We start from the raw sequence: 26,417 nt of genomic DNA, 5'->3' as shown, positions 1-26,417 counted from the left end.
TTTCGAATTTATGATATATTTTTACTTAAACGCGTTAAAGACCTGAAGGGAGAGACAAACATGCGGTATTTGACGGCAGGGGAATCGCATGGGCCGCAATTGACGGCCATTTTGGAAGGAGTGCCGGCCGGGCTTGAGCTGCGCGCCGAGCACATCAATAAAGAGCTGGCGCGCCGGCAAAAAGGATACGGACGCGGCCGCCGCATGCAGATTGAAAAAGATGAAGTGAAAATCACAGGCGGCGTTCGGCACGGGAAAACGCTCGGCTCGCCGATTGCGCTCGTTGTCGAGAATCGCGATTTTAAACATTGGCAAACGATTATGGCGGTTGAGCCGATTGATGACGAAGCGGAAGTGAAGCGGAAAGTGACGCGTCCGCGCCCAGGGCATGCCGATTTAAACGGCGCCCTGAAATACGGACATCGCGATATGCGCAACGTGCTGGAGCGCTCGTCAGCAAGGGAAACGACGGTGCGCGTGGCGGCTGGAGCGGTGGCAAAACGCATTTTGGAGGAGGTCGGCATCCGCGTCGCCGGTCATGTCATCGAAATCGGCGGCGTGCGCGCAAAGAAGCTCGATTATCGTTCGCTTGAAGAATTGCAGGCAGTGACGGAAGAATCACCGGTGCGCTGCTTTGACCCGGAGGCGGGGCAAAAAATGATGGAAGCGATCGATTGGGCGAAGAAAAACGGTGATTCGATCGGCGGCATCGTTGAAGTGATCGTTGAAGGTGTTCCGGCCGGAGTGGGCAGCTACGTCCATTACGACCGAAAGCTTGATGCGAAAATCGCGGCCGCGATCGTCAGCATCAACGCGTTTAAAGGCGTTGAATTCGGGATCGGCTTTGAGGCGGCGCGCCGCCCGGGAAGCGAAGTGCACGATGAAATCATTTGGAGCCCAGAACAAGGCTTTTCGCGCCGGACGAACCGGGCGGGCGGCTTTGAAGGCGGGGTGACGACCGGGATGCCGATCGTCGTGCGCGGAGTGATGAAGCCGATCCCGACGCTGTACAAGCCGCTTCAAAGCGTGGATATCGAGACGAAAGAGCCGTTTGCGGCAAGCATTGAGCGATCGGACAGCTGCGCCGTGCCGGCGGCGAGCGTTGTCGCTGAGGCCGTTGTCGCCTGGGAAGTGGCGGCGGCGATCGTTGAGCAGTTTGGGCAGGATCGGATGGACTTGATTAAGGAAAATGTGGAACGCGCCCGCCGCTATGCAAAGGAGTTTTGACGATGATCGAACGGACGATTGAAACGGCGACGAAGCGCTATCCGCTTCTTTTGGGCGATGGGGCGGCCCGCGTGCTGCCAAGCTTGCTTCGGTCGCTCTCCTGTCCGCCAGGGACAAAACTTTTCATCGTTACCGACGATACTGTGGCGCCTCTTTATTTGGATGAGGTGCGGGCGTTGCTTGCCGCCGCTGAGTATGACGTGTACGCCTACGTCATTCCAAGCGGGGAGGCGGCCAAGTCATTTGATCATTATTACGCTTGCCAGACAGCGGCATTGCAGTGCGGCCTCGACCGCCGCTCGGTTATCATTGCGCTTGGCGGCGGCGTTGTCGGCGATTTGGCTGGGTTTGTCGCCGCCACCTATATGCGCGGCATCCGTTACATTCAAATGCCGACGACACTCTTGGCCCATGACAGCGCCGTCGGCGGCAAAGTCGCCATCAACCATCCGCTCGGCAAAAATATGATCGGCGCCTTCCATCAGCCGGAAGCAGTTGTGTATGACACCTCCTTTTTGCGCACGCTGCCCGAGCGCGAGCTTCGGTCCGGGTTTGCCGAGGTGATCAAACATGCGCTGATCCGCGACCGCCGCTTTTACGACTGGCTGCGCGCGGAAATCAAGACGCTCGCCGACTTGCGCGGCGAGAAACTCGCCTATTGCATTGAAAAGGGCATTGACATTAAGGCGTCCGTCGTGCGTGAGGATGAAAAAGAAACCGGGGTGCGCGCCCATTTGAATTTCGGCCATACGCTCGGCCATGCGCTGGAAAGCGAGTTAGGCTACGGCGCGCTCACTCACGGGGAGGCGGTTGCGGTTGGCATGCTGTTTGCCGTCTTTGTCAGCGAACGGTTTTACGGCCGGTCGTTCGCTGAGCATCGATTGGCCGACTGGTTCGCCGGATACGGCTTCCCGGTGTCGCTGCCGGCAGCGGTTCAGACGCGCCGCCTGCTTGAGAAGATGAAAGGCGACAAAAAAGCGTACGCCGGAACAGTGCGGATGGTGCTTCTCTGTGAGATCGGCGACGTGGAAGTGGTGGAACTCGAAGACGACAACCTGCTCACGTGGCTGGACGAGTTTTCCAGACAGGGGGGAAAGGATGATTCGCGGCATTCGCGGAGCGATTACAGTGGATCGAAATGACGCCGAGGAAATCGTGGCGGCAACGGAAACGTTGCTTCGTGAAATGATCCGCGCAAACGATGTCGCCGCTTCTGATGTGTCGTTTGTGCTCATTTCCGTCACCGACGACATCACCGCCGCGTTTCCGGCGCAGGCGCTGCGCCGTTTGGACGGCTGGACATATGTGCCGGTCATGTGCACGAGGGAAATTCCGGTGCCCGGTTCATTGCCGCGTTGCATTCGCGTCATGATGACGGTGGCGACTGAGAAACAGCAAGAAGAGATCTGCCACGTGTATTTAAAAGGGCGGTCGTGTTGCGCCCGGATTTGTCGTTGACAAAAAAAACAGAAATGTAATATAGTGAAAATAACCTCTTTGCCCCCTGAGACATCGGGGCGTTAGAAGTGGAGCGAGAGTGGAGAGCGAGCGTAGGGTAGATGAGAATGAGCGAGTTTAGCTGAGGTGAGCGTTTTTTCATTCGCCGACATCTGCCCAAAGACGGTCGTCTTTGGGCGTTTTATTTTCCCTCTCTTTTTTCGCCTCATAAACCCTCATTCTCCGCCCGCTGATCATGAAGGGAGGAGAAGTGATGTCTGCTGATGGGCTGGCCGCTTTTTTGACGGAAGCGAACGAATTTCGAACCATCCCGATTGTGCGCAAATTTGTAGCCGATGTCATTGAGCCGCTCGGCGTGTTTGCCAATTTGCGCGAGGAAGCCGTGTTTTTGCTTGAAAGCAAGGATGACGAATCGCCGTGGGCGCGCTATTCGTTCATCGGTGTGGCGCCGTTTTTGACGCTGGAGAGCGAAACCGGCGAAACGTTTTCGGTGAAGGACGAAAACGGGAACGAACAAATCACCGCACCGACGCTGAAAGAAGCGTTTCAATGGGTCGAGCGGACGCTTGCCGTCAAGCCGCTTGCCGAGACGGTGCCGTTTACAGGCGGTGCAGTTGGGTTTTTAGGCTACGATTTCATTTCCGCCATCGAAAAAGTGCCGCGCCACAAAAACCGCGATGTGCCGATGAAGACGGCCTATTTCGTGTTTTGTGAATCGCTGTTTGCGTTTGACCAAAAAAAGCGTGAGTTGCTCGTCATTCACTATATTCGGTTGAGCGGCAACGAAACGGAGGAAGAGAAAATCGAAGCGTACCGCGCGGCCGAACGGCGCATGGCCGATCTCGCGGCGAAAGCGGCCCGCCCTCAAGCCGAGCAGCCGCTCTTGCCGGCGGAAAGCGAATCGGGGCGGACCGCCTCGTTTGCCAAAGCGGTGTCCAACTATGACAAAAAACAGTTTTTGCGCGATGTGGAGGCCGTGAAACGGTACATCGCGGCCGGCGATGTGTTTCAAGCGGTTCTGTCGCAGCGCTTCTGCGTGCCGGTTCAAGCCGGAGGCTTTGCCATTTATCGGCTGCTCCGATACATCAACCCGTCGCCGTACATGTTTTATTTCCAGCTTGACGGTGTGGAAATTGTCGGCAGTTCGCCGGAAAAACTGATTCAAGTGCACCGTCGGCGCGTTGAAATCGATCCGATTGCCGGCACACGGCGGCGCGGCCGATCGCCGGAGGAAGACGAGAGGCTGGCTGATGAGCTGTACCACGACCCGAAAGAACGGGCTGAGCATTATATGCTTGTCGATTTGGCACGCAACGACATCGGCCGGGTCGCCAAGTACGGAACGGTCGAGGTGCCGGTGTTGCTTCAGATCGGCAAGTTTTCACACGTGATGCACTTAATTTCCAAAGTCGTCGGTGAACTGGACGACAACGTCCACCCGATCGATGCACTCCTTGCCGCCTTTCCGGCTGGAACGGTGAGCGGGGCGCCGAAAGTGCGGGCGATGCAAATTTTGCAGGAACTCGAGCCGACAGCAAGGGGCTGTATGCCGGAGCGATTGCCTATATCGGGTTTGATGGCAACATCGATTCGTGCATCGCCATCCGGACAGCGGTCGTGAAAGACGGCTATGCCTATGTGCAAGCCGGCGCCGGCATTGTCGCCGACTCCGTTCCGGAACTGGAGTGGAAAGAGACGCGCAATAAGGCGAGCGCCTTGATGAATGCGATTGAACAAGCGGAACGACTATTTGCGAAAGGGAGAGGGCCGTATGTTGAAGCAGCTGCTTGTAAAATGTGCGGAAGGGAAAGCGTTGACGGAAGACGAAGCGTATGCGGCGATGAATATCATCATGTCCGGCGAGGCGACGGACAGTCAAATCGCAAGTCTGTTGTCCATGCTCCGCCTGCGCGGAGAGACAGTCGATGAGCTCGTCGGATTTGTGCGGGCGATGCGCGACCGGATGACTGCCATTGAGGCTAGTGATGATGTCATCGATACGTGCGGCACGGGCGGCGATGGGGCGGCGACATTCAACGTTTCTACCGCCGCGGCGATCGTCATTTCATCGCTTGGCGTCAAAGTCGCCAAGCACGGCAACCGCGCTGTTTCGTCAAAAAGCGGCAGCGCTGATGTGCTCGAGCGGCTCGGCATCGACATTCAAACGTCGCCGTCGGCCGCCAAACAGGCGTTGGAAACGAAAGGGCTGGCGTTTTTGTTCGCCCCGCTCTATCACGCGGCGATGAAACACGCCGCCGGGCCGCGGAAGGAAATCGGTTTCCGCACCGTTTTCAACTTGATCGGCCCGCTCGCCAATCCGGCGCGCTGCAAGCGGCAAGTCGTCGGCGTCTATTCGACCTGCTACGCTGAGAAATTGGCGGAGGCGATGCGCCGCCTCGGCTCGGAACATGTGTTGTTTGTCACCGGGCGCGATGGGCTTGATGAATGCAGCATCGCTGCAGAAACGGATGTCGTGGAGTTGAAAGACGGTGCGATCCGCCGCTTTGTCATCGCACCAGAAGACGCCGGCTTGCCGCGCGGCGAGCTTGCCGATGTGCAAGTGCGCGATCCGGAAGAGAGCGCCGCGCTTCTTGAGGCGGTGATGGCGGGAACAGCGCCGGAGAGCGCCATCAATATCGTTGCGCTGAACGCCGGCGCCGCCCTGTATGCCGCCGGCAAAGCCGAAACGATTGCCGAAGGAGTGGCGATGGCGAAAGAGGCCATTTTGTCCAAAACCGCATACGAACAACTGCAACGCCTGCGGGCGAAGGAAGTGGTTCATGATGCTTGAGCAAATTTTAGCAGCCAAACGGGAAGAAGTGGAAACGTTGACGCTGCCGGCGCCATTGCCAGAGCGAAAGCGCCGGCCATTTGCGGAGGCGCTCCGTCGGCCGCGGCGGATGCTTGGCTTGATCGCTGAGGTGAAAAAAGCATCGCCGTCAAAAGGCATCATTCGCCCGGATTTTGACCCGGTGGCCATCGCGAAAGCATATGAGCGCGCCGGTGCCGACGCGATCAGCGTGCTGACGGATGAACGGTATTTCCAAGGGCATCGCCGCTATTTGCGAGCGGTGAAAGAAGCGGTTAACGTTCCCGTGCTGCGCAAAGATTTCATCATCGATCGGCGGCAAGTCGAGGAAAGCGTCCGACTCGGGGCGGATGCGATTTTATTGATCGGCGAGGCGCTCCCGCCGGAAACACTCGAGGAGCTCTATCATGAAGCGTACAGCTTGGGGCTCGAATGTCTGGTCGAGGTGCATGCAAAAGAGACGCTCGAGCGGATTTTCGATCGGTTTACGCCGGAGATCGTCGGCATCAACAACCGCGACTTGCATACCTTTGTGACAACACTTGAGGCGACCAAAACGCTCGCTCCGCTCATCCCGCCATCGTGCGTCATCGTCAGCGAAAGCGGGATCAGTTCCTTCCATGATGTGAAGACGGTCAAATCGTACGGAGCGCAGGCCATGCTCGTCGGCGAGTCGCTCATGCGCCAAGATGATGTGGAGCGAGCGGTCTACCGGCTGTTTGGGGAGGAAGATGGGGATGATTCGAATTAAATATTGCGGCAACCGTTCGGCTGAAGACGTGCAGGCCGCTATCGCGAGCGAGGCTGATTACCTCGGCTTTATTTTCGCCGAAAGCAGGCGGAACGTCTCTCCGAGTGAAGTGCAGCAATGGCTTGAGCCCCATAAGCTTGGCGCAAAGCAGCTTGTCGGCGTCTTTGTCAACGCCCCTGTTAGGCGGATCGCCGCTGTCGCCGCCGAGCTGCCGCTTCATGTCATCCAATGCCACGGCCGTGAAACGGCGGCGGAGCTGGCGGCGGTGAAAGAGGTGGTGCCGCTTTCCGTCTGGAAGGCGATCCACCATGGCGACGGTGCGCTTGCGGCGATGAGGCAGTACGCTGGCATTGCCGATGGCTACGTCGTTGACAGCCGCGCCGCCGGCGCCTGGGGGGGACGGGCGTCGCTTTTGATTGGGAGGCGGTGCCGCACTATTTGGAAGAGGCGGCCCGCCAAGGCGTGCCGTGCTTCATCGCCGGCGGCATCACTCCGGACAATATCGAGCGGCTGCTTGTCTACCGCCCGGATGGCATCGATATCAGCAGCGGCATTGAAACGGACGGACGCAAAGATCCAACGAAGATGAAACAAATCGAAGAAAAAATAAAGAATCACGGGTGTCGATGATCCGTTTTATGCACGAAAAAACACAGAATGATATGGCTGAACACAATTTTCTTCCTTTTCCCTCGAACAAGAACGCCGGCGGGCGAATGACATTTGCCCGCAAAGCGTTCGTTGTTCGAGGGGGCATGCGGCAGCATGAGCGAGCCGCTTGCCGACTACGGCAGAAAAGCTCGGACTAGAGCCTTCTCGACAGACTTTTTATTGGTTCATCAACACACCTGATAAAAAAATAACAAAACGAAGGGCCAAAAGACGGCGCTGACGCTCGGACGATGAACAAACGCAGGCTCTCTGAAGAAATGCGGCTCTTCGTCTTTCAACTTTTATGAAGGAGAAGGTGGGGTTAGATGATGGAACGCGTTCCGAATGAATACGGCCGGTTTGGCGATTTCGGCGGCAAGTTTGTCCCTGAGACGCTCATGCTTCCGCTTGAGGAAATCGAAGCGGAGCTTGACAAAGCGCTTGCCGATGAATCGTTCAAACAAGAATACATCCGCATTTTGCAGCATTACTCCGGTCGCCCGACCCCGCTCACGTTCGCGCCGAATTTGACACGGCAAGTCGGCGGCGCGAAAATGTATTTAAAGCGCGAAGATTTAAACCATACGGGCGCCCATAAAATCAACAACGCGATTGGCCAGGCGCTTTTGGCAAAACGGATGGGCAAGAAAAAGCTGATCGCGGAAACCGGAGCCGGCCAGCACGGCGTCGCCGCGGCGACGGTGGCCGCCCATTTCGGCATGGATTGCATCGTTTTTATGGGCGAAGAAGACATCAAGCGGCAGGAGCTGAACGTGTTTCGCATGAAACTGTTGGGCGCCGAAGTCGTGCCGGTGTCAAGCGGCAACCGAACGTTGAAAGATGCGACGAACGAAGCGATTCGCTATTGGGTCGCCCACTGCGACGACCATTTTTACATGATCGGCTCGGTCGTCGGTCCGCATCCGTACCCGAAAATGGTGCGCGAGTTTCAGCGCGTGATTGGCGATGAAGCGAAAGAACAGTTTCTCGCCCGTGAAGGGAAGCTGCCGGATGTCATCGTTGCCTGCGTCGGCGGCGGCAGCAACGCCATCGGCATGTTTTACCCGTTTTTGCAAGATGACGTCCGCCTCGTCGGCGTCGAGGCGGCCGGCAAAGGGATCGACACTCCGCACCATGCGGCGACCATCACAAAAGGGACGAAAGGGGTCATACACGGGGCGATGACCTACCTGTTGCAAGACGAGTACGGACAAATTCTCGAACCGTATTCGATCTCAGCCGGCCTTGATTACCCCGGCGTCGGCCCGGAACATGCGTATTTGGCGAGCATTGGCCGCGTCCGCTACGAAAGCGCGACCGATGACGAGGCCGTCGCTGCGTTTCAATTGTTGGCGCAAACGGAAGGCATCATTCCGGCCATCGAGTCGGCCCATGCGGTGGCGAAAGCCGTCGAGCTCGCCCGCGAGATGCCGCCGGATGAAACGGTGCTCATTTGCCTGTCCGGCCGCGGAGATAAAGATGTGCAAACGATGATGCGCCATCTTGGTGCGAGGGAAGGTGAAGACATTGCCACTGTCCGTTAATCCGCCGCTATTTATCCCGTTTATCGTTGCCGGTGATCCGGCTCCCGATGTGACGATCGATCTCGCCTTGGCGCTTGAGGAGGCCGGCGCTGACATATTAGAGCTTGGCGTGCCGTACTCCGACCCGCTCGCTGACGGACCGACGATTCAACGCGCCGCCGCAAGGGCGCTTGACGGGGCATGACGCTGCCGAAAGCCATTCAGCTTATTGGCGAGATGCGAAAAAAAGGGGTAAACATTCCGATTATTCTCTTTACGTATTACAATCCTGTGTTACAATTAGGAGAAGAATCCTTTTTTGCTTTAGCGCGGGAAAATGGCGCCGACGGCGTGCTCATTCCCGATTTGCCGTTTGAGGAAAGCGGTCCGCTCCGCGAACTTGGCGAACGGTTTGGTCTCCCGCTCATTTCGCTTGTTGCGCCGACGTCGAAGCAGCGGATCGAGCGGATCGCTTCGGCGGCGCAAGGGTTTTTGTATTGCGTCTCCTCGCTAGGCGTTACAGGCGTGCGTGAGACGCTGCCGGAGACGCTCGGCGATTTCCTCCGCGAAGTGAAGCGGCATAGCCGCGTCCCGGTCGCCGTCGGCTTTGGCATTTCGGCGCCGGAGCAAGTCGCGATGTTGAAAGAGGTGTGCGACGGCGTTGTCGTCGGCAGCGCGCTCGTGCAAAAAGTCGAGCAGCTGGCTTCGAGGTTGCAGGCGCCGGACGAAAGGGAAGCGGCCGTCGCCGAGTTTTCTGCCTACGCCCGTTCGCTTGCCGCGCCGCTTCGAGAAGCCTATTCTTCGCGCTAAAAGTTCCGAATTGAAGGAGTTGGCGACAATCATGCAAGTAAAGGAATCGCTCCGGGGTCTTTCTCCGTACCAGCCGGGAAAATCGATCGAAGAAGTCAAGCGGGAATATGGCTTGCCTGAGATTATCAAACTTGCTTCTAACGAGAATCCGTACGGTTCGTCGCCAGCGGCAAAAGCGGCCATCGCCGCTGAGCTTGACCGCCTCGCCGTCTATCCGGACGGCTACGCCCGCACGTTGCGCGAAAAGGTGGCAAAGCATCTTGGCGTCAAGGAAACACAGCTTCTGTTTGGCAACGGTTCGGATGAGGTGGTGCAAATTCTTTGCCGCGCCTTTTTAGAGCCGGGGGCGAATACGGTGATGGCGGCGCCGACATTCCCGCAATACCGGCACAATGCCATCATCGAGCGGGCCGAGGTGCGCGAAGTGCCGCTTGTTGATGGGCGTCATGATTTGGAGGCGATGCTTGCTGTGATCGATGAAAACACGCGCATCGTCTGGGTTTGCAATCCGAACAACCCGACGGGCACGTATGTGAATGACACCGAGCTGCGCGCCTTTTTGGATCGCGTGCCGCGTCATGTGCTTGTCGTCGTGGACGAAGCGTACTACGAATATGCGACGGCGCCCGACTACCCGCAAACGGTGCCGCTTTTAAACGAGTACGAGCAGCTTGTCGTCATGCGCACGTTCTCGAAAGCATACGGGCTCGCTGCGCTCCGCGTCGGCTACGGCGTGGCGAGTGAGACGCTCATCCGCGCCGTCGAGCCGGCGCGCGAGCCGTTTAACACGTCGACCATCGCCCAAGCGGCCGCGGCGGCCGCACTTGACGATCAAGCGTTCATCCGCGCCTGCGTCGAACGAAATCGCGCTGAGCTTGAGCGGTATTATCGCTTTTGCGAGGAGAACGGCCTGAAGTATTACCCATCGCAGACAAACTTTTTGTTCATTGATTTCGGGTTGGATGGCGACGAAGTGTTCCGCTATTTGCTGGAGCGCGGCGTCATTGTCCGCTCTGGCCAAGCGCTTGGGCTGCCGACCGGCGTGCGTGTGACGGTTGGCACGAAAGAGCAAAACGACCGGGTGTTGGAACTCGTTTCGCAACTGCTTCGGGAAAAACAGCTCGCCTGACCGTTCAGCGGCGGGATGGATAGAAAAGATCGGCCCGTTGCTTTTCGAAAGCAGCGGGCGCACGTTTACATAAAGTAGGTGGGACGATTGGAAGGAAAAGTGTTCATTGTCGGCCTCGGCTTGATCGGCGGATCGATTGCATTGGCGATTAAAAAAGCGCATCCGGAGGCGATGATCATCGGCTACGACGTCAATGAGCGGCAGCTCGGCTTGGCGCGCTCGCTCAAGGTGATCGACGAAGCCGCCCGTTCGCCCGAAGACGGATACGGACAGGCGGATTTGATCGTTCTGGCCGTTCCGGTCATGCAGACGGAGGCGCTGCTTTCGTCGATGCCGCTCGAGCGGTTGAAGCGCGGCGTTATCGTTACCGATGTCGGCAGCACGAAGCAGCGCATTGTTCAAGGCGCCCGCCGCCTGTTGGATCATGGCGTAGCGTTCATCGGCGGCCATCCGATGGCCGGGTCGCATAAAAGCGGTGTGGCGGCCGCAAGGGCTCATCTGTTTGAAAACGCCTTTTACATTTTGACGCCGACGGACGATGTGCCGCCGCAGCAAGTCGAGGCGTTGAAACAGTGGCTTGCGGGAACGAAAGCGCAGTTTGTCATCTTAACGCCCAAAGAGCACGACCGCATCACTGGCGTAATCAGCCATTTTCCGCATTTGATTGCGGCGAGCCTCGTTCATCAGGCGCGCGAATACGAGTGCGAAAACGCCCTCGTCAGCCGGCTGGCGGCCGGCGGCTTCCGCGACATCACCCGCATCGCGTCGAGCAATCCGGAAATGTGGCGCGATATTTTTATCCATAACAAGCATGAACTGCTTGCGCTCTTTGACCGCTGGATCGCCGAAATGGAGCGGCTGCGTTCGTTTGTCGAAGAAGAAAACAGCATCGCGATTTACCATTACTTTTTGGAGGCGAAACAGTTTCGCGACGGGCTGCCGTCGAGAACGAAAGGAGCGATTCCGTCGTTTTACGATTTGTATGTCGACGTGCCGGATTATCCGGGCGTCATCTCCGAAGTGACCGGCTATTTGGCCGAGGAAAACATCAGCATCACGAACATCCGCATCATTGAGACGCGCGAAGAAATTTACGGCGTGCTCCGCCTCAGCTTCCAAAGCGAAGACGATCGGGCGCGGGCGAAAGCGTGCCTCGCCAAACATACGAACTATGCCACCTATGAAGGGTAGCAAGGAAAAACAATGGAGGGATTTTGCATGCAGTTGCCAACCAACGTGTCGTCGCTCCGAGGAATGATCGAAGTCCCTGGCGACAAATCGATTTCCCATCGCGCCGTCATGCTCGGGGCGCTTGCTTCTGGACGGACGGTGATTGACCATTTTTTGCCTGGGGCGGACTGTTTAAGCACGATCGACTGTTTCCGGAAACTCGGCGTTGACATTCGCCAGGACGGGACGACAGTCGTTGTCGAAGGAGCCGGCCCCGGCGGGCTGCGCGAGCCGGCTGCGGTGCTTGATGTCGGCAACTCGGGAACGACGGCGCGCCTGCTTTTGGGCATTTTGGCCGGCCAGCCGTTTCACGCCTGCCTTGTCGGCGATGAATCGATCGCCAAGCGGCCGATGGGGCGGGTGACGAAACCGCTTCGCGAAATGGGAGCGCGTATTGACGGGCGTGAGGGCGGCAATTATACGCCGCTTTCCATCCGCGGCGGCGCGCTTCGTCCGCTTCGCTACACTTCGCCGGTGGCGAGCGCGCAAGTGAAATCAGCTGTTTTGCTTGCGGGCTTGTTCACCGACGGCGTAACGTCGGTCACCGAGCCGCACCGCTCGCGCGACCATACCGAGCGGATGGTTCGGTTGTTTGGCGGTGAAGTGAATGTGGATGGCTTGACCGTCTCGGTGGCCGGTCCGCAACGCTTGCGTGGGACGCACATTTACGTTCCCGGCGATATTTCGTCAGCCGCCTTTTTCCTTGTCGCCGGCGCCATTGTGCCAAACAGCGAAATTACGCTGAAAAACGTCGGCTTAAATCCAACGCGGACCGGCATCATCGATGTGCTTGCACAAATGGGGGCGGATATTGCGATTGACAACGTCCGCAACGAGGAAACCGAGCCGGTCGGTGATATTACGGTCCGCACGTCGACGCTTCGGGCGGTCGAAATCGGCGGGGATCTGATTCCAAGATTGATCGACGAAATTCCGATCATTGCCTTGCTCGCGACGCAGGCGGAAGGAACGACCGTCATCAAAGACGCGAGCGAACTGAAGGTGAAAGAGACGAATCGGATCCATACGGTCGTCACCGAGTTGAAAAAACTCGGCGCTGACATCGAAGCAACCGACGACGGCATGATGATCCGCGGCAAAACGCCGCTTTATGCCGACGGGATTGTTGTCGACAGCCATGGCGACCACCGCATCGGCATGATGCTCGCCGTTGCTGCCTGCATCGCCAAAGGGACAGTCCGCCTCGAGCGTTCGGAAGCGGTCGCCGTTTCCTATCCGGCGTTTTTTGCCGATCTCCGCTCGCTGCTGTAAAAGGCCTCCCGCCCCAAGCGGGCGGGAGGTCATATTTTGCGTTGTTCGTTCATATTTTGTCAGTGAGAGGAATTGGCTTCGCATTTTTTGAAAGCGGATACATTCCCGGTTTCTGGCCGAAAAACGGCGCATCTTCCAGACAGCGAGCGGTTTGGTTGCGGAAACGGCCATGATCGATTATCATCATTCATGTTCCCGTTGTAACGGTACATAACGATTTGAATGGCAAAGGCGGATGGGCTCCTGTGGGCGCCCGGCCGCCTGCCGCAAGAGAGGGCTGACGAAACCATGACACGCGTCGAACAAATCATTCGCTTAGTGGAAAACGGAAACGTCGACCAAGCGTTGGCGCTCGTGCCGAAAGTGAAAAAATATGGAAGTGATGAAGAAAAATACGCGCTTGCCGACTGCTTGTACGGATGGGGAATGCCGGAAGAGGCGAAGGAGCTGCTTGAGGAGCTGACTGCCCGCTATCCGGATGACGGCGACATTCGCCTGTTTTTGGCGGAAGTGTATACGGAGCTTGAAGCCGAAGAGGAAGCGCTCGCCATTTTGTCGGAGATCGACGAAGACGATCCGCAGTTTGTCCGCGCGTGCCTTCTTGCCGCCGATTTGTACGAAATGCAAGGGCTGGCGGAAGTGAGCGAGCGGAAGCTGCGTCAAGCGTACGAGAAAGCTCCAGATGAGCCGATCGTGCAGTTTGCGTTGGCTGAGTTGTATTTTTCGCACGGTGAATACTCAAAAAGCGTGCCGCTTTATGAACAGGTGCGGAAGACGAATAAGGAGATGGCCGGCGTCTTGATCACTGAGCGGATCGCTGAGGCGCTCAGCCGTTCCGGGGAATTCGAGGCGGCGCTTCCGTATTATGAGGAGGCGCTCAATGAAAAAATGGACAGCCGGACGCTGTTCGCCTACGGATTCACCGCGTTGCAGGCCGGCTATACACAAACGGCCATCGATAAGCTCAGCGCTTTAAAAGAGCTCGATCCGGACTACACTCCGCTTTACCTTTATTTGGCGAAAGCGTATGAACAAGAAGGACGGCTCGTGCAAAGCTATGAGACGGCGCTTGAGGGCGTTGGCGTCGACGAATGGAACAAAGAGCTCCGCCTTTACGCAGGCAAGCTGGCGCTCAAGCTGAACAAGCCGGAGGAGGCAGAGGAACATTTGAAAAAAGCGCTTGAGATCGATGGCGGGTACATCGAGGCGCTCACGGTTTTATCGGCGCTTTGGCTAAATGAACAGCGCTATGAGGATGTCGTAGCGCTTCTTGAGCAGGCGATGGCCGATGGCGAGTACGATCCGCAGTTTGAATGGGACCTTGGGCGCGCCAAACATCGGCTTGAGATGTACGACGATGCATTAAATCATTACGGCGAGGCATATAATTTCTTTAAGCACAATGTCGAGTTCCTCGAAGAGTACGGATATTTTCTCATCGAGGAAGGAAATCGGGCGGCGGCGAAAGAAATATTTCAACAGATCGTCCGTCTCGACCCAACCCATACAGAGGCGGCGGAGATGCTGCTTGAGCTCGAAGAGTAGGGGAGAAGCGGTGGCCCAACCTCTTTCTTGGAAACCGATCGAGGGGGAAGCGCAGAATGACGCACGTATCCGTCAATGAGAAAAAAGAGTTTATCCGTTGGTTTTTAAGCCACTATCAGTTGAAGCGGCGCGAGTGTGTCTGGATTTTAAACTATTTGATGAGCCATGACCAGCTCATGCAAAAGGTGCATTTTGTCGAGAATGCCCAATATTGCCCGCGCGGCATCATTATGTCGACTCACTGCGTCGACGATGTGCCGTTCCGTTTTTACAAAGGCAATGTGATGACAACCGATGCAGAGAAATCGTTCCATGACATCCGTTTAAACCGCGACGAAGATATTTACATTCAACTGAATTTCCGCGCTTCTTTTCACTCGCCGCAATATGTCGCTGTGCTTGAGGAAAACCCGTATGCGCCGAAGCAGGCGCAAGTGAGCGAAAACGACCAGCGCCTCGCCGAGCAGTTTTTGGAACGCTCCATTTACGAATTCCGGCGCGGGCGGCTCATGAAGCTGATCGATGAGGCGCTTGACCGCCATGATGAAGAGGCGTTCCGCCGCCTGACCGATGAATTAAACAAATTGTAAAAACCTTGCCGCCGGCAAGGTTTTTCTTTTGCCGAAAAATATGGTATGGTGATGAAGGGAAGAAACTTTAAGGAAAAGGAGAGTACGAATGAAGTGGACAGGCGAGGACGTCGCCCTCTATGAACGAGAGCGCGACTACATCGACACGGCGCTCCTTCCGCTTTTGCCGGTGGCTTTCGGCCAAGGAGCGAAGCGGCTCGCTTCCGGCGGGGAGCTTGTCGGGCTCATCGCGGCCGAGGTCGAGCGGCAGCTGAAGGGCCGGTTGTTTTTGATGCCGTCGTTTGTGTATTTTGCCGATGAGCCGCGGGCGCTGCTTACCGAAAGGCTGGCGGATTGGACCAACCGGCTTAGGCGGGAAGGAATGAAGCATCTGTTTTATGTGACGTGCGACCGTGCGTGGCAAGAGGGCGAAGAAGCTGACCGCGTTTGGTTCGTTCCGGTTGTTCCGCTCGAGAGCATGGGTGAATCGTACAAGCACGAGCTTGTCAGAGAGCAGGCCGCCGAGCTGCTCCGCTTTCTCATCGGTCGATGGGTGCAAGAGTAGATGCGGCAAAGTCCGACGTTTTGCCGCCTGCGATATTGACCTTGTCCAGCAATTGAGCTATCATTAGAATGTCCTAGTTTTCCATATGTGTTATACATACAATCGTCCGGTGCGGACTTGATTTTGCATAGAGGGGGGAAGACGATGAGCGACAACAAACATCGTGTAACGAGACGTCAGTTTTTAAACTACACGCTGACCGGCGTCGGCGGTTTTATGGCGGCAGGGATGCTGATGCCGATGCTCCGTTTTGCTTTCGATCCGATCTTGAAGGATGAAGCAGGGACGGAGATGGTCGCGGTAGCAGACGTCAAAGAGATTACGACCGAACCGAAGCGCTTCGACTTTAAAGTGAAGGTGAAAGACGCTTGGTATGAGTCGGAAGAGCCGAAGTCAGCTTGGGTGTACAAGGATGAAAAAGGGGAGATCATCGCCCTTTCGCCGATCTGCAAACACCTTGGCTGTACGGTCGACTGGAACACGGACAAAGAGCATCCGAACCAGTTTTTCTGCCCATGCCACTATGGGCGCTATGAGAAGGACGGCACGAACGTTAAGGGGACGCCGCCGCAAGCTCCGCTTGACCGTTACGAGTACAAAGTGAAAGACGGCAAGCTGTATTTAGGCAAGGCGAAACCAAGAAAGGAGGCGTAATGCGTGTTAAACAAGCTGTATGACTGGGTCGATGAACGCTTAGATATTACGCCTTTATGGCGGGATATCGCCGATCACGAAGTTCCGGAGCACGTCAACCCCGCCCATCATTTTTCCGCCTTTGTCTATTGTTTCGGCGGGCTGACGTTTTTTGTCACGGTCATTCAAATTTTGTCAGGCATGTTTTTGACGATGTACTACGTCCCGGATATTAAAAACGCGTGGGAATCGGTGTATTACTTGCAAAACGAAGTGGCGTTCGGCCAAATTGTGCGCGGTATGCACCACTGGGGGGCGAGCCTTGTCATCGTCATGATGTTTTTACATACGCTGCGCGTCTTTTTCCAAGGGGCTTATAAAAAGCCGCGCGAAATGAACTGGATCGTCGGCGTATTGATCTTTATGGTGATGATGGGTCTTGGCTTCACCGGCTACTTGTTGCCGTGGGATATGAAAGCGCTGTTTGCGACGAAAGTTGGTTTGCAAATCGCGGAAGCGACGCCGCTCATTGGCCCGGCCATTAAGACGCTGTTAGCTGGGGACCCAGAAATTGTCGGCGCGCAAACGTTGACGCGCTTCTTTGCCATTCACGTCTTCTTCTTGCCGGCCGCTTTACTCGGCTTAATGGCAGCGCACTTTTTAATGATTCGCAGACAAGGCATTTCCGGTCCGCTATGATCGGTCGGCCCGCGTTTAGAGGTGATAGAAAAAAGGAGGGAACCACGCAATGCATCGCGGAAAAGGAATGAAATTCGTCGGCGATTCCCGTGTTCCCGCGGTGAGAAAACCGAATATTCCAAAGGACTATTCGGAATATCCCGGGAAAACGGAAGTGTTTTGGCCGAACTTCCTGCTTAAGGAATGGTTGGTCGGATCGGTCTTTCTCGTCGGTTTCTTATGTTTGACGGTCGCCCATCCGTCGCCGCTTGAGCGGATCGCCGACCCGACGGACACGACGTACGTGCCGCTGCCTGACTGGTATTTCTTGTTCTTATACCAATTGCTCAAATATTCGTATGCGTCTGGTCCGTATACGGTCGTCGGCGCGATCATCATCCCGGGGTTGGCGTTCGGCGCGCTCTTGTTGGCGCCGTTTTTGGACCGCGGCCCAGAGCGCCGTCCTTGGAAGCGTCCGGTCGCGACCGGGATGATGCTGTTGGCGCTTGCAGCGATGATTTATTTGACATGGGAATCGGTCGTTACACATGACTGGAAAAAAGCGGCTGAACAAGGGAAAATTCGGGCGGAAGTGAAAATTGACACGAACGCGGAAGGCTATAAAATCGCCCAAGCGAACACATGTACATCGTGCCACGGACAAAACTTGTCCGGCGGCGCTGGTCCGTCGCTCATCGGCACCGGCTTGAAACCGGAAGAAATCGCGAAAATCGCGAGAGAAGGGAAAGGCAACATGCCGGCCGGCGTCTTTAAGGGCACGGATGAAGAGTTGAAAAAACTGTCCGAATTCATCGCCGGACTGAAAGCGGAATAATCGTTTCGACACGAAAAAGCTGACTCGCGTTAGTCAGCTTTTTTCGTGCCAACATGAAACCGAGGCGAGGTGCAGATGATGGTATGGCTTTATGCGCTGTTGGCTTCCCGGCCGGTTGTTTGGCTGCTCTTGTTCGTCAACGCGGCCGGCACCATCTATGGATATTATTGGTATCGTTATCAACTTGCCGATACTCCGCCCGTCTTTTTGCCGTTTGTTCCCGACAGTCCGACGGCGAGCCTTTTTTTTCTTGTCGTCCTTGTGGCATGGCTTTTCGGCAGGTCGGCGCCGCTTTTTGAAGCGTTGGCTTTGGTGACGCTTGTGAAGTATGGAATTTGGGCGGTCGTTATGAATGTGCTCGTTTGGCGCGTCACCGGCACGCTCGATTGGGCCGGCTGGATGCTCATCGTTTCGCACGGGGCGATGGCGATCGAAGGAATGCTGTACGCCCGGTTTTATCGATTCCGCTTCCTTCACCTTATGCTGGCGGCCGTTTGGACGCTGCATAACGATGTCATCGACTACGTTTTTGGCATGATGCCGCGCTATAGTGTGCTGGCTGACTACGCCAACGAAATCGGCTATTTTACGTTTTGGTTGAGCATCGCATCGATTGCCGCTGCGTACCAGCTTGGCGTCCGCCTCCGGCGCCAGCCGCTTCTGCCGGGCGGCATGTCTTTCCGGCAGGCATCAGAGTAGAGCGTGGAACACAAGGAGGAACGTTGGGCGGCAGCTTTCTATATATAGATGCAACGAAAAACTTTAACATATCCTTGATGGAAAAGTCACTTGTCCATTTTTCGACTGTCGAAGGCAAGCCACAGGCTTGCCTCCGTCACGCCAAGGCGTGACGGAAGACCGAACAACCACCCGCTTCACAGACCCATACATGGGTCTGGAAGCGGCGTTGTTCGGTCGCCCGACAGTCGATCAAATGCTCGGTAAAAGCTGCAAATGGCAAAGCTTCGAATTGCATCTATATAGCAGTTGCCTGGTCTACTCTTGTCCACTCCTTCATACATTGTACTAGTGGATGAGGGAGGGACGATGATGAAGCGAATCGGGCTAGCCATGTTGTTGTCGCTCGCCTTTTTATGGCCAGCGCCCATTGGCGCGGCTGGACAAACAAACGGTTGGGAGCAGTTGGACGATATTTCCGACGAGGCGCTGCAATTGGCGAAAAACGGTCGTTTTGCCGAAGCAAAAGAAGTGCTCCGCTATTTTTCCGAGCGGTTTTTCGCCCTTGGGGCAAAAGAACGGTTGAAATCGGCCGATGAATTGCGGGCGGTGACCGTGACGCACGAGCAGGCAGTCAAGGCGATGACGGCGCCGATCTCCGCGGAAGACAAAGTGGCGGCGATCACCCAGTTTCGCCTTGTTGTTGACGCCATCCATTCGACATACCAGCCGCTTTGGACGGAGATGGAGCCGGCTGTCATGGAGGCGTTTGCCGCGGTCGAAAAGGCGGCACAACAAGGCGAGCAGAAAGCGTATGCCGCTGCCCTCCGCCAGTTGCTTGACCGCTATACATTGATCGAGCCGAGTGTGAAAATCGACGTGCCGCCGGATATCGCGACAAAGGTCGATGACGATCTTGAGGCGTTGCAGGCCGCCGCGTTTTGGCAACGCGGCGAAGACGAGCAGCGTGAGCAACTCGCCGATGCGCGTCAAGATCTTGAAGCGCTGTTTGCCGGGGTGAAAAAGGACGAAGCTGATCCGTCGCTGATTTGGGTGATGATTTCCACTGGCGGAGTGATCGTGTTGACGCTGACGTACGTTGGCTGGCGGAAGTACAAAGGAGAAAAGGAAGAGAAGCGGGCGCGGCAGCCGGAAGATTAAAAGACCGGCGCTTTTTGCGAGGGGGAAACATTTCCCCCTCTGTTTTGTTTTCCCGTCGCTTTGTGCAAGCACCGCCCCGGCACTTTCAAGCGGCGCTTGCCGGGCTTGTCCCGGTTGGGCTTTCGCGCCAGCGGCTTTTCATGGTTCCAGCGGCCGCTTTTGTTCATCGAGCGTAAACCCTTCGCCGAGCACATCATGCACATCGGTGACGGCGACGAACGCATGCGGATCAACGGATATAATGACACTTTTTAAGCGCGGCAGTTCGTTTTTGGCGACGACGCAATACAAGACGTCGCGGTCGCGCTTCGTATATGAGCCGCGCCCTTTCAGCACGGTGACGCCGCGCTCCATCTCTGTCAAGATCCGGTTGGCGATCTCTTCGCTTTTTTCTGAGATGATGGTCGCCCCTTTTGCCGCATAGCCGCCTTCCTGCAGAAAATCAATGACCCGGGCGGCGATAAAGACGGCGACCAACGTATACATCGCCTCGCGGTATGACAGGTAAAGAAGAAGCGACAACGTGATGACGGCGGCGTCAAAGGCAAACATCGTTTTGCCCATGCTGATGCCTTTATATTTATGGACGAGGCGGGCGATAATATCGACGCCTCCGGTTGTGCCGCCGTAGCGGAAAATAATGCCGAGGCCGACGCCGATAAAGACGCCGGCAAACAAGGCGGCGAGCGTCATGTCATGTCGAAGCGGCATATGAATCATGTAGCGCTGAAAGATGGACAAAAAGACGGAAACGGCGACCGTGCCGATGACGGTATAGAGAAACGTCTGGCGGCCGAGCAGCTTCCAGCCGATGAAAAAGAGCGGAATGTTGAGCGCCAAGTTGGTGATCGCTGGATCCAGTCCGAACAAAAAATAAAGAAGAAGCGTAATGCCAGTAAACCCGCCTTCCGCCAAATTGTTTTGCATGTTGAAATGAACGAGCCCGAAGGCGAAAATGGCGGCGCCAAGCAAAATAAACAGGCAGTTTTTGATCTTTAGTCCAAAAATCATACCGTCCCTCCGTCCGCAAAAATAGTCGGCGCCCTTAATTATAGAGGAACTTGTCCATATAGGCAATGACGAGCGAAAACGGACGGAATTGACAGCGGGCGAAAACATTTGTCAAATGCGCCGCTTTTCGCTAACATGAAAACAGACGAGGTGACAAGCCATGCAGGAGAAAACGATGAAACAAATGCAACAGGAAGTGGATGACTATATCAGTCAATTCAAAGAAGGCTATTTCAGCCCGCTCGCCATGCTGGCGCGGCTGACGGAAGAGCTCGGCGAGCTGGCGCGCGAGGTGAACCATTACTACGGGGAAAAACCGAAAAAGGCGACCGAACAAGAAAAAACGGTGGAAGAAGAGCTGGGCGATTTGCTGTTTGTGCTCATTTGCTTCGCCAATTCGCTCAGCATTGATTTGCAGGCGGCGCACGACCGGGTGATGGACAAGTTTCGCACCCGCGACCGCGACCGCTGGACGCGGAAGGAGGAAGGATCATGACGATTCGCATTGCCATCGCGGGGCCGCGCGGCCGCATGGGCCGAGAGGCGGTTGCGCTCGTGCAGCAAACCGATCACTTTGAACTGGCTGCGGTCATCGACCGCCGTTACGATGGACAAAATTTAGCGGAGATCGACGGATTTTCCGGCGTCAACGCCCCGATTTACACCGATGCGGCCCGCTGTTTTGCCGAGGTGAAGCCGGATGTATTGATCGATTTGACAACGCCGGAAGCCGGAAAGCGGCACACCGAGCTGGCGCTGCGTTACGGCGTTCGTCCGGTCGTCGGCACGACTGGATTTACGCCGGAAGATATCGAGCGGCTCACCAAGCTGGCGGAAGAGAAAGAAATCGGCGCCATCATTGCGCCGAACTTTGCCGTCGGAGCGGTGTTGATGATGAAATTCGCCCGCATGGCGGCCAAATATTTCACTGATGTGGAAATCATTGAATTGCACCATGATCAAAAGCTTGACGCACCGTCCGGAACGGCGTTGAAGACGGCGCAGCTCATTGCCGAAGTGCGACCGTCGAAAAAGCAAGGCCACCCGAACGAAAAGGAAACGCTTGCTGGCGCGCGCGGCGCGGAATATGACGGCATCCCGATCCACAGCGTCCGTCTGCCGGGCTTTGTCGCTCATCAAGAAGTGATTTTCGGCGGCAACGGCCAGACGTTGACGATCCGCCACGATTCGTTCGACCGCCGCTCGTTTATGTCCGGGGTGAAGCTGGCAGTGGAAACGGTGATGCATTTACATACGCTTGTCTATGGGCTGGAGCATATTTTGGAATAGTGTGCAAACTGCGCAAACGGGGGAGAATGGAATGAAAATCGCGTTAATTGCCCATGACCAAAAAAAGGAAGAGATGGTCGCATTTGCGACCGCCTATGCGCCTGTGCTTGCCAACCATGAATTGTACGCCACCGGCACGACCGGCTTGCGCATCCAGGAGGCGACCGGTCTTCCCGTTCATCGCTTCCAATCGGGGCCGTACGGAGGCGACCAAGAAATCGGGGCGATGATCGCCCGCAATGAAATGGATCTGGTCATTTTTTTCCGCGATCCGCTCACCGCCCAGCCGCATGAGCCGGACATCAGCGCATTGATGCGGCTTTGCGACGTCTATGCCGTGCCGTTGGCGACGAACATCGGCACGGCCGAGTTGCTCATCCGCGCGTTGGAGCGCGGCGATTTGGCATGGCGCAGCATTGTGCGCGGCCGAACAAAAGGCGGGGAGGAATCGAAAACAGAAAGGTGACAGCGATGATGGAAACGTGTGACTTGTTGGCGTTCGGCGCCCATCCGGATGATGTCGAAATCGGCATGGGAGGGACGATCGCCAAATACGTACGCCGTGGGTACCGTATTGTCATTTGCGACTTGACGCAAGCCGAGCTGTCGTCCAACGGCACGGTCGACGAGCGGCAGAGAGAGGCGGCCGAGGCGGCCCGCCGGCTCGGTGTATCCGAGCGGTTCAATCTTGGGTTGCCTGACCGCGGCCTTTACGTCGAGGAAGAGGCGATCCGCCAGATCGCAGCGGTCATCCGCCGCTATCGGCCGCGCCTTGTATTCGCCCCCTATTGGGAAGATCGACATCCGGATCACGGGCGATGCGCCCGCCTTGTCGAGGAAGCGGTCTTTTCCGCCGGCATCCGCCGCTATGGCGCCGGAGAGCTTGGCGATGCGCACCGCGTTCGGGCGGTGTATTATTATATGATCAATGCCTTTTGCCGCCCGCATTTTCTCATCGATATTAGCGAAACGATCGATGACAAGCTGGACAGCCTGCGCGCGTACGAAAGCCAGTTTCAAAAACGGCCTGGCTCGGTTGACACCCCGCTGACCAACGGCTACATCGAGATGATTGAAAGCCGCGAGCGCTGGTTCGGTCAACAAATCGGCGCGGCGTATGCGGAAGGGTTTTTGACGAAAACGCCGATTCATCTTTCCAATTTGTTTGAGGAGGAGCGATGAAGCTGAAAATCGGGATTGTTTGCTATCCGACGGTCGGGGGCTCGGGAGTGGTCGCCACTGAGCTTGGCAAGCTGCTGGCGGAGCGGGGGCATGAGATTCACTTTATCTCATCGAGCATGCCGTTTCGTTTGAATAAAGTGTACGGCAACATTTATTATCATGAAGTCAGTGTCAACCAATATTCCGTCTTTCAATACCCGCCGTACGATTTGGCATTGGCAAGCAAAATTGCTGAGGTGGCAAAGCGGGAACGGCTCGATGTGCTTCATGCCCATTACGCCGTTCCTCATGCCGTCTGTGCGGTGTTGGCGCGGCAAATGGTCGGCGAGCTGCCGATCATCACGACGCTGCACGGCACGGATATCACCGTGTTAGGCTATGACCCGTCGCTTTCCGATATGATCAAATTTGGCATCGAGCAGTCGGATATCGTTACGGCGGTGTCTGACGCCCTTGCCCGGCAGACGTATGAACTGCTCGATGTGCAAGCGACGATCCATACCGTCTACAATTTTGTCGATGAACGCGTCTACCGTCGTCGGGAAGCGGGCCATTTACGGCGCGAGTACGGCATTCGCGACGATGAACGAGTTGTGATCCATGTCTCGAATTTCCGGAAAGTGAAGCGTGTGCCTGATGTAGTGCGAGCGTTTGCCATCGTGCGCCGGCACGTGTCAGCCAAGCTCTTGCTTGTCGGCGACGGTCCGGAAATGACCGTCGTCTGCCGGCTTGTGAAAGAGCTTGGGCTGCAAGATGATGTCCGCTTTTTAGGAAAACAGGATAAACTCGAAGAGCTGTATTCGATCAGTGATGTGATGATGCTTTTGTCGGAAAAAGAAAGCTTCGGGCTCGTATTGCTTGAAGCGATGGCGTGCGGCGTTCCGTGCATCGGCACGGCCATCGGCGGGATTCCGGAAGTGATTGAGGATGGGAAAACCGGGTTTTTATGCCCGCTTGGCGATGTCAAAGAGGCAGCAAGACAGGCGATGGCGCTGTTGACAGACTGCCGGTTGCACGCTGAGATGGCAAGACAGGCGGTGCAAACGGTTGAGCGCAAGTTCCGCTCGGCCGACATCGTCGGCCAGTATGAACAGCTGTACGCTTCGCTTGCGGCAAGGAAGGTGAAACGATGAAACCGCCGTTTGAACAGGCGCTCGGCATTATCCGACAATTGAAGCGGCATGGCTATGAGGCGTATTTTGTCGGAGGCGCGGTGCGCGACTTTTTGATCGGGCGTGCGATCGGCGACGTCGATATCGCGACAAGCGCTCTGCCGGAAGAAGTGATGCGCTTGTTTCCGAAAACGATCGACGTCGGTTCGAAACACGGCACGGTCGTCGTCGTGCATGAAGGAACGGCGTACGAAGTGACGACATTCCGCACGGACGGCGATTATGAGGACCATCGCCGTCCGGAGTCGGTGACGTTCGTTCGTTCGCTTGAGGAAGACTTAAAGCGGCGCGATTTCACGATGAACGCCATCGCCATGGATGAACGCGGAACGATCATTGATCCGTTTGGCGGACAAGAGGCGATCGAGCGGCGGCTCATTTGCACGGTCGGGGCGGCGGACGAACGGTTTCGCGAAGATGCGCTCCGCATGATGCGGGCTGTTCGCTTCGTCAGCCAGCTCGGATTTGCGCTCTCTGAGGATACGAAGAGCGCGATTGTCCAAAACGCACCGCTTATGGCCCACATTTCTGTCGAACGGATGACCATGGAAATGGAAAAACTGCTCGCCGGTCCGTTCGTTGCCGAGGCGCTGCCGCTGTTGGCCGATACCGGGCTGTTCGCTTATTTGCCTGGGCTGGCCGCAAAAGTGCAGCTGCTGCGCTCGGCCGCCGCCTTTCGCTGGCCGTGGCTTACAAAGCGCGAAGAGCGCTGGGCGCTTCTTTGCCGCGCGCTTGATGTCAAAGACATCCGTCCGTTTTTGCGCGCCTGGAAGCTTCCCAACAAAGTAATCGATGAAGCTGGCGCCATTTTGGCGGCGCTCGATGATGTCCCTAGGCCGGAGGAGTGGACGAACGAACAGTTGTTTTCAGCCGGCCTCGAGCGGGCGCTATCGGTTGAAGCGGTGCGCGCCGCGCTTTGCGGCGCGCCGTCTGAACCGCATCATGAGGAGCTCCGCCGCCGCTTTGCGGCGCTGCCGATCAAAACGAAAGGGGAGCTTGCCGTCAACGGGAAAGACGTCATTCGCTGGGCTGGAAAACCGGCCGGTCCGTGGGTGAAAGAGACGCTGGATGCCATCTGGCGGGCGGTCGTCAGCAGCGAAGTCGAAAATGAGAAGGAGCGGATTTACGCATGGCTCATGGAGCGCAATCGGACACACGAAAAAAACTGTTAGAGTTGTTTGCCGAAGCGAACGGCGAGTTTTTGTCCGGGCAAAAAATCAGCGAACAGCTCGGCTGTTCGCGGGCGGCCGTATGGAAACACATCGAGGAGCTGCGCAAAGAAGGATTTGAACTCGAAGCAGTGCGCCGCCTTGGCTACCGGATTATCAGCACGCCGGATAAAGTGACGGCCAACGAAATCCAGCTCGGCTTAAAAACGGAAAAACTTGGCCACACGATCCACTTTTTTGACGAAGTCGATTCGACGCAGCGCATTGCGGCAAGGCTCGCGTATGAAGGGGCGCCGGAAGGAACGCTCGTCGTCGCGGAAGAGCAAAAGGCCGGGCGCGGGCGTTTGGATCGGAAATGGTTTTCCCCAAAAGGGACGGGCATTTGGATGAGCCTCATTTTGCGGCCGGCCATCCCGCCGCAGCGGGCGCCGCAGCTGACGTTGCTTGCCGCGGTGGCCGTCAGCCAGGCGATTCAGGAAGTGACCGGGCTTGTCCCAGACATTAAATGGCCGAATGACATTTTGCTTGACGGCAGAAAGTGCGTCGGCATTTTAACAGAGCTGCAAGCCGACCCTGACCGCGTCCATTCGGTCATCATCGGCATCGGCATCAACGTCAACCAAACGATCGAGCAGTTTCCGGAGGATATCCGGGCCATCGCGACATCGCTGGCCATTGAAAAGGGCGGGCCCGTAAAGCGCGCCCCGCTCATTCAGGAAATTTTGTTCCGGCTTGAGCGGCTGTATGAGCAATATTTGGCGCATGGCTTCCGTCCGATTAAGCTTCTTTGGGAAGGGTACGCCGTTTCGATCGGCAAGCCGGTGACAGCGAGAACGCTGAACGGCGTGATTCACGGCATCGCCCGCGGCATCACCGACGACGGGCTGCTCATCCTTGAAGATGAGCAAAAGAACATCCATTACATCCATTCTGCCGATATTCAGTTCTAATTTGCCACTAGAAAAATTGTAACAATTTTGTTAAAATACAAAGCGAGGAAAAGGGCAGTATCTTTCGCAAGAAGAACTGCACCGAGGCCGACAGCACGAATAGGTGAAGGAAATGATCT

The 26,417-nt window shown here is 56.4% G+C and carries 24 protein-coding genes and 4 pseudogenes; 27 read left to right on the top strand and 1 reads right to left on the bottom strand.

From position 1 onward, the window contains the following. Positions 1-60: 60 nt before the first annotated feature. The 20 genes and pseudogenes from aroC to ypjB all read left to right on the top strand — a co-directional run bounded on the left by aroC (position 61) and on the right by ypjB (position 19,524). Positions 61-1,227, top strand: coding sequence for a chorismate synthase (gene aroC / locus A0V43_RS09015; protein WP_011231692.1), 1,167 nt, complete (start codon positions 61-63; stop codon positions 1,225-1,227). Between the two features lie 2 nt (positions 1,228-1,229). Then, on the top strand, positions 1,230-2,369 hold the full coding sequence (aroB, locus tag A0V43_RS09010) for a 3-dehydroquinate synthase (RefSeq protein ID WP_063192947.1): 1,140 nt from the start codon (positions 1,230-1,232) through the stop codon (positions 2,367-2,369). After that, positions 2,326-2,705, top strand: a pseudogene (gene aroH, locus A0V43_RS09005) (chorismate mutase). The gene aroB and the pseudogene aroH overlap by 44 nt, the downstream one beginning before the upstream one ends. Before the next feature lie 233 nt (positions 2,706-2,938). Further along, positions 2,939-4,463: pseudogene (gene trpE, locus A0V43_RS09000) on the top strand (anthranilate synthase component I). Then, positions 4,457-5,476 (top strand): anthranilate phosphoribosyltransferase, encoded by a 1,020-nt coding sequence (trpD, locus tag A0V43_RS08995; RefSeq protein ID WP_013144898.1) that lies wholly within the window; start codon positions 4,457-4,459, stop codon positions 5,474-5,476. The pseudogene trpE and the gene trpD overlap by 7 nt, the downstream one beginning before the upstream one ends. Next, positions 5,469-6,245: an indole-3-glycerol phosphate synthase TrpC gene (gene trpC / locus A0V43_RS08990; protein WP_063193844.1), complete on the top strand. Its 777-nt coding sequence runs from the start codon at positions 5,469-5,471 to the stop codon at positions 6,243-6,245. Before trpD ends, trpC begins: the two co-directional genes overlap by 8 nt. Next, positions 6,232-6,875, top strand: a pseudogene (locus A0V43_RS08985) (phosphoribosylanthranilate isomerase). Before trpC ends, A0V43_RS08985 begins: the two are co-directional and overlap by 14 nt. Before the next feature lie 350 nt (positions 6,876-7,225). Beyond that, positions 7,226-8,440: a tryptophan synthase subunit beta gene (trpB, locus tag A0V43_RS08975; RefSeq protein ID WP_047752892.1), complete on the top strand. Its 1,215-nt coding sequence runs from the start codon at positions 7,226-7,228 to the stop codon at positions 8,438-8,440. Further along, positions 8,424-9,229, top strand: a pseudogene (gene trpA, locus A0V43_RS08970) (tryptophan synthase subunit alpha). Before trpB ends, trpA begins: the two are co-directional and overlap by 17 nt. A 31-nt stretch (positions 9,230-9,260) precedes the next feature. After that, complete coding sequence (hisC, locus tag A0V43_RS08965; RefSeq protein ID WP_063192945.1) at positions 9,261-10,358, top strand: histidinol-phosphate transaminase; 1,098 nt, start codon at positions 9,261-9,263, stop codon at positions 10,356-10,358. Between the two features lie 87 nt (positions 10,359-10,445). After that, positions 10,446-11,549: a prephenate dehydrogenase gene (locus A0V43_RS08960; protein WP_013144904.1), complete on the top strand. Its 1,104-nt coding sequence runs from the start codon at positions 10,446-10,448 to the stop codon at positions 11,547-11,549. Between the two features lie 27 nt (positions 11,550-11,576). Next, entirely contained in the window at positions 11,577-12,860 is a 1,284-nt protein-coding gene (gene aroA / locus A0V43_RS08955; protein ID WP_063192944.1) for a 3-phosphoshikimate 1-carboxyvinyltransferase, read from the top strand. A 288-nt stretch (positions 12,861-13,148) separates the two neighbouring features. Further along, entirely contained in the window at positions 13,149-14,405 is a 1,257-nt protein-coding gene (locus A0V43_RS08950; RefSeq protein WP_053415046.1) for a tetratricopeptide repeat protein, read from the top strand. Positions 14,406-14,461: 56 nt separating this feature from the next. Continuing rightward, the gene (locus tag A0V43_RS08945; protein WP_013144907.1) at positions 14,462-14,995 is read left to right on the top strand and encodes a ReoY family proteolytic degradation factor; all 534 of its coding nucleotides are present in this window, start codon (positions 14,462-14,464) and stop codon (positions 14,993-14,995) included. A gap of 88 nt (positions 14,996-15,083) precedes the next feature. Then, the gene (locus A0V43_RS08940) at positions 15,084-15,539 is read left to right on the top strand and encodes a YpiF family protein (RefSeq protein ID WP_063192943.1); all 456 of its coding nucleotides are present in this window, start codon (positions 15,084-15,086) and stop codon (positions 15,537-15,539) included. A gap of 144 nt (positions 15,540-15,683) precedes the next feature. Then, entirely contained in the window at positions 15,684-16,193 is a 510-nt protein-coding gene (locus tag A0V43_RS08935) for a Rieske (2Fe-2S) protein (protein WP_063192942.1), read from the top strand. Positions 16,194-16,196: 3 nt separating this feature from the next. Further along, positions 16,197-16,871 carry a menaquinol-cytochrome c reductase cytochrome b subunit gene (qcrB, locus tag A0V43_RS08930; protein ID WP_011231676.1) on the top strand — a complete coding sequence of 225 codons (675 nt, stop codon included), beginning with the start codon at positions 16,197-16,199 and terminating at the stop codon, positions 16,869-16,871. 49 nt (positions 16,872-16,920) lie between these two features. Beyond that, a complete protein-coding gene (locus tag A0V43_RS08925) occupies positions 16,921-17,685 on the top strand; it encodes a menaquinol-cytochrome c reductase cytochrome b/c subunit (protein WP_063192941.1) in 765 nt (254 codons plus the stop codon). A gap of 78 nt (positions 17,686-17,763) precedes the next feature. Further along, positions 17,764-18,384: a lipoprotein heptaprenylglyceryl N-acetyltransferase LhaT gene (locus A0V43_RS08920; RefSeq protein WP_063192940.1), complete on the top strand. Its 621-nt coding sequence runs from the start codon at positions 17,764-17,766 to the stop codon at positions 18,382-18,384. 351 nt (positions 18,385-18,735) lie between these two features. Then, entirely contained in the window at positions 18,736-19,524 is a 789-nt protein-coding gene (ypjB, locus tag A0V43_RS08915; RefSeq protein WP_013524124.1) for a sporulation protein YpjB, read from the top strand. 138 nt (positions 19,525-19,662) lie between these two features. Here ypjB and A0V43_RS08910 read toward each other — a convergent pair whose 3' ends face one another. Beyond that, the gene (locus A0V43_RS08910; RefSeq protein ID WP_063192939.1) at positions 19,663-20,535 is read right to left on the bottom strand and encodes a YitT family protein; all 873 of its coding nucleotides are present in this window, start codon (positions 20,533-20,535) and stop codon (positions 19,663-19,665) included. Positions 20,536-20,695: 160 nt separating this feature from the next. Here A0V43_RS08910 and A0V43_RS08905 point away from each other — a divergent pair, with 160 nt between their 5' ends. Genes A0V43_RS08905 through A0V43_RS08875 form a run of 7 tightly spaced genes read left to right on the top strand, consistent with a single transcriptional unit; the run spans position 20,696 to position 26,298 of the window. After that, on the top strand, positions 20,696-21,031 hold the full coding sequence (locus A0V43_RS08905) for a nucleotide pyrophosphohydrolase (protein WP_063192938.1): 336 nt from the start codon (positions 20,696-20,698) through the stop codon (positions 21,029-21,031). Beyond that, complete coding sequence (gene dapB, locus A0V43_RS08900) at positions 21,028-21,825, top strand: 4-hydroxy-tetrahydrodipicolinate reductase (protein ID WP_011231670.1); 798 nt, start codon at positions 21,028-21,030, stop codon at positions 21,823-21,825. The genes A0V43_RS08905 and dapB overlap by 4 nt, the downstream gene beginning before the upstream one ends. Before the next feature lie 31 nt (positions 21,826-21,856). Beyond that, positions 21,857-22,291, top strand: coding sequence for a methylglyoxal synthase (locus A0V43_RS08895; protein WP_063192937.1), 435 nt, complete (start codon positions 21,857-21,859; stop codon positions 22,289-22,291). A gap of 5 nt (positions 22,292-22,296) precedes the next feature. Continuing rightward, entirely contained in the window at positions 22,297-23,007 is a 711-nt protein-coding gene (gene bshB1 / locus A0V43_RS08890; RefSeq protein ID WP_063192936.1) for a bacillithiol biosynthesis deacetylase BshB1, read from the top strand. After that, a complete protein-coding gene (gene bshA / locus A0V43_RS08885) occupies positions 23,004-24,140 on the top strand; it encodes an N-acetyl-alpha-D-glucosaminyl L-malate synthase BshA (RefSeq protein ID WP_063192935.1) in 1,137 nt (378 codons plus the stop codon). The genes bshB1 and bshA overlap by 4 nt, the downstream gene beginning before the upstream one ends. Next, positions 24,137-25,351: a CCA tRNA nucleotidyltransferase gene (locus tag A0V43_RS08880; RefSeq protein WP_063192934.1), complete on the top strand. Its 1,215-nt coding sequence runs from the start codon at positions 24,137-24,139 to the stop codon at positions 25,349-25,351. Before bshA ends, A0V43_RS08880 begins: the two co-directional genes overlap by 4 nt. Further along, a complete protein-coding gene (locus tag A0V43_RS08875; protein ID WP_013144917.1) occupies positions 25,309-26,298 on the top strand; it encodes a bifunctional biotin--[acetyl-CoA-carboxylase] synthetase/biotin operon repressor in 990 nt (329 codons plus the stop codon). The genes A0V43_RS08880 and A0V43_RS08875 overlap by 43 nt, the downstream gene beginning before the upstream one ends. Positions 26,299-26,417: the final 119 nt, after the last annotated feature.

It is taken from the genome of Geobacillus sp. JS12 (assembly GCF_001592395.1).
Classification (GTDB): domain Bacteria; phylum Bacillota; class Bacilli; order Bacillales; family Anoxybacillaceae; genus Geobacillus; species Geobacillus zalihae.
This window is presented reverse-complemented; position numbering and strand designations above follow the sequence as displayed.

Coding starts and splice junctions, on each gene's coding strand:
- trpC (WP_063193844.1), top strand. CDS start 5,469: ATGCTTGAGCAAATTTTAGCAGCCAAACGGGAAGAAGTGGAAACGTTG.
- ypjB (WP_013524124.1), top strand. CDS start 18,736: ATGAAGCGAATCGGGCTAGCCATGTTGTTGTCGCTCGCCTTTTTATGG.
- A0V43_RS08950 (WP_053415046.1), top strand. CDS start 13,149: ATGACACGCGTCGAACAAATCATTCGCTTAGTGGAAAACGGAAACGTC.
- A0V43_RS08875 (WP_013144917.1), top strand. CDS start 25,309: ATGGCTCATGGAGCGCAATCGGACACACGAAAAAAACTGTTAGAGTTG.
- dapB (WP_011231670.1), top strand. CDS start 21,028: ATGACGATTCGCATTGCCATCGCGGGGCCGCGCGGCCGCATGGGCCGA.
- A0V43_RS08895 (WP_063192937.1), top strand. CDS start 21,857: ATGAAAATCGCGTTAATTGCCCATGACCAAAAAAAGGAAGAGATGGTC.
- trpD (WP_013144898.1), top strand. CDS start 4,457: ATGTTGAAGCAGCTGCTTGTAAAATGTGCGGAAGGGAAAGCGTTGACG.
- hisC (WP_063192945.1), top strand. CDS start 9,261: ATGCAAGTAAAGGAATCGCTCCGGGGTCTTTCTCCGTACCAGCCGGGA.
- A0V43_RS08935 (WP_063192942.1), top strand. CDS start 15,684: ATGAGCGACAACAAACATCGTGTAACGAGACGTCAGTTTTTAAACTAC.
- aroC (WP_011231692.1), top strand. CDS start 61: ATGCGGTATTTGACGGCAGGGGAATCGCATGGGCCGCAATTGACGGCC.
- A0V43_RS08910 (WP_063192939.1), bottom strand. CDS start 20,535: ATGATTTTTGGACTAAAGATCAAAAACTGCCTGTTTATTTTGCTTGGC.
- A0V43_RS08880 (WP_063192934.1), top strand. CDS start 24,137: ATGAAACCGCCGTTTGAACAGGCGCTCGGCATTATCCGACAATTGAAG.
- A0V43_RS08940 (WP_063192943.1), top strand. CDS start 15,084: ATGAAGTGGACAGGCGAGGACGTCGCCCTCTATGAACGAGAGCGCGAC.
- A0V43_RS08920 (WP_063192940.1), top strand. CDS start 17,764: ATGGTATGGCTTTATGCGCTGTTGGCTTCCCGGCCGGTTGTTTGGCTG.
- bshB1 (WP_063192936.1), top strand. CDS start 22,297: ATGATGGAAACGTGTGACTTGTTGGCGTTCGGCGCCCATCCGGATGAT.
- aroA (WP_063192944.1), top strand. CDS start 11,577: ATGCAGTTGCCAACCAACGTGTCGTCGCTCCGAGGAATGATCGAAGTC.
- bshA (WP_063192935.1), top strand. CDS start 23,004: ATGAAGCTGAAAATCGGGATTGTTTGCTATCCGACGGTCGGGGGCTCG.
- A0V43_RS08925 (WP_063192941.1), top strand. CDS start 16,921: ATGCATCGCGGAAAAGGAATGAAATTCGTCGGCGATTCCCGTGTTCCC.
- A0V43_RS08945 (WP_013144907.1), top strand. CDS start 14,462: ATGACGCACGTATCCGTCAATGAGAAAAAAGAGTTTATCCGTTGGTTT.
- A0V43_RS08905 (WP_063192938.1), top strand. CDS start 20,696: ATGCAGGAGAAAACGATGAAACAAATGCAACAGGAAGTGGATGACTAT.
- trpB (WP_047752892.1), top strand. CDS start 7,226: ATGGAACGCGTTCCGAATGAATACGGCCGGTTTGGCGATTTCGGCGGC.
- aroB (WP_063192947.1), top strand. CDS start 1,230: ATGATCGAACGGACGATTGAAACGGCGACGAAGCGCTATCCGCTTCTT.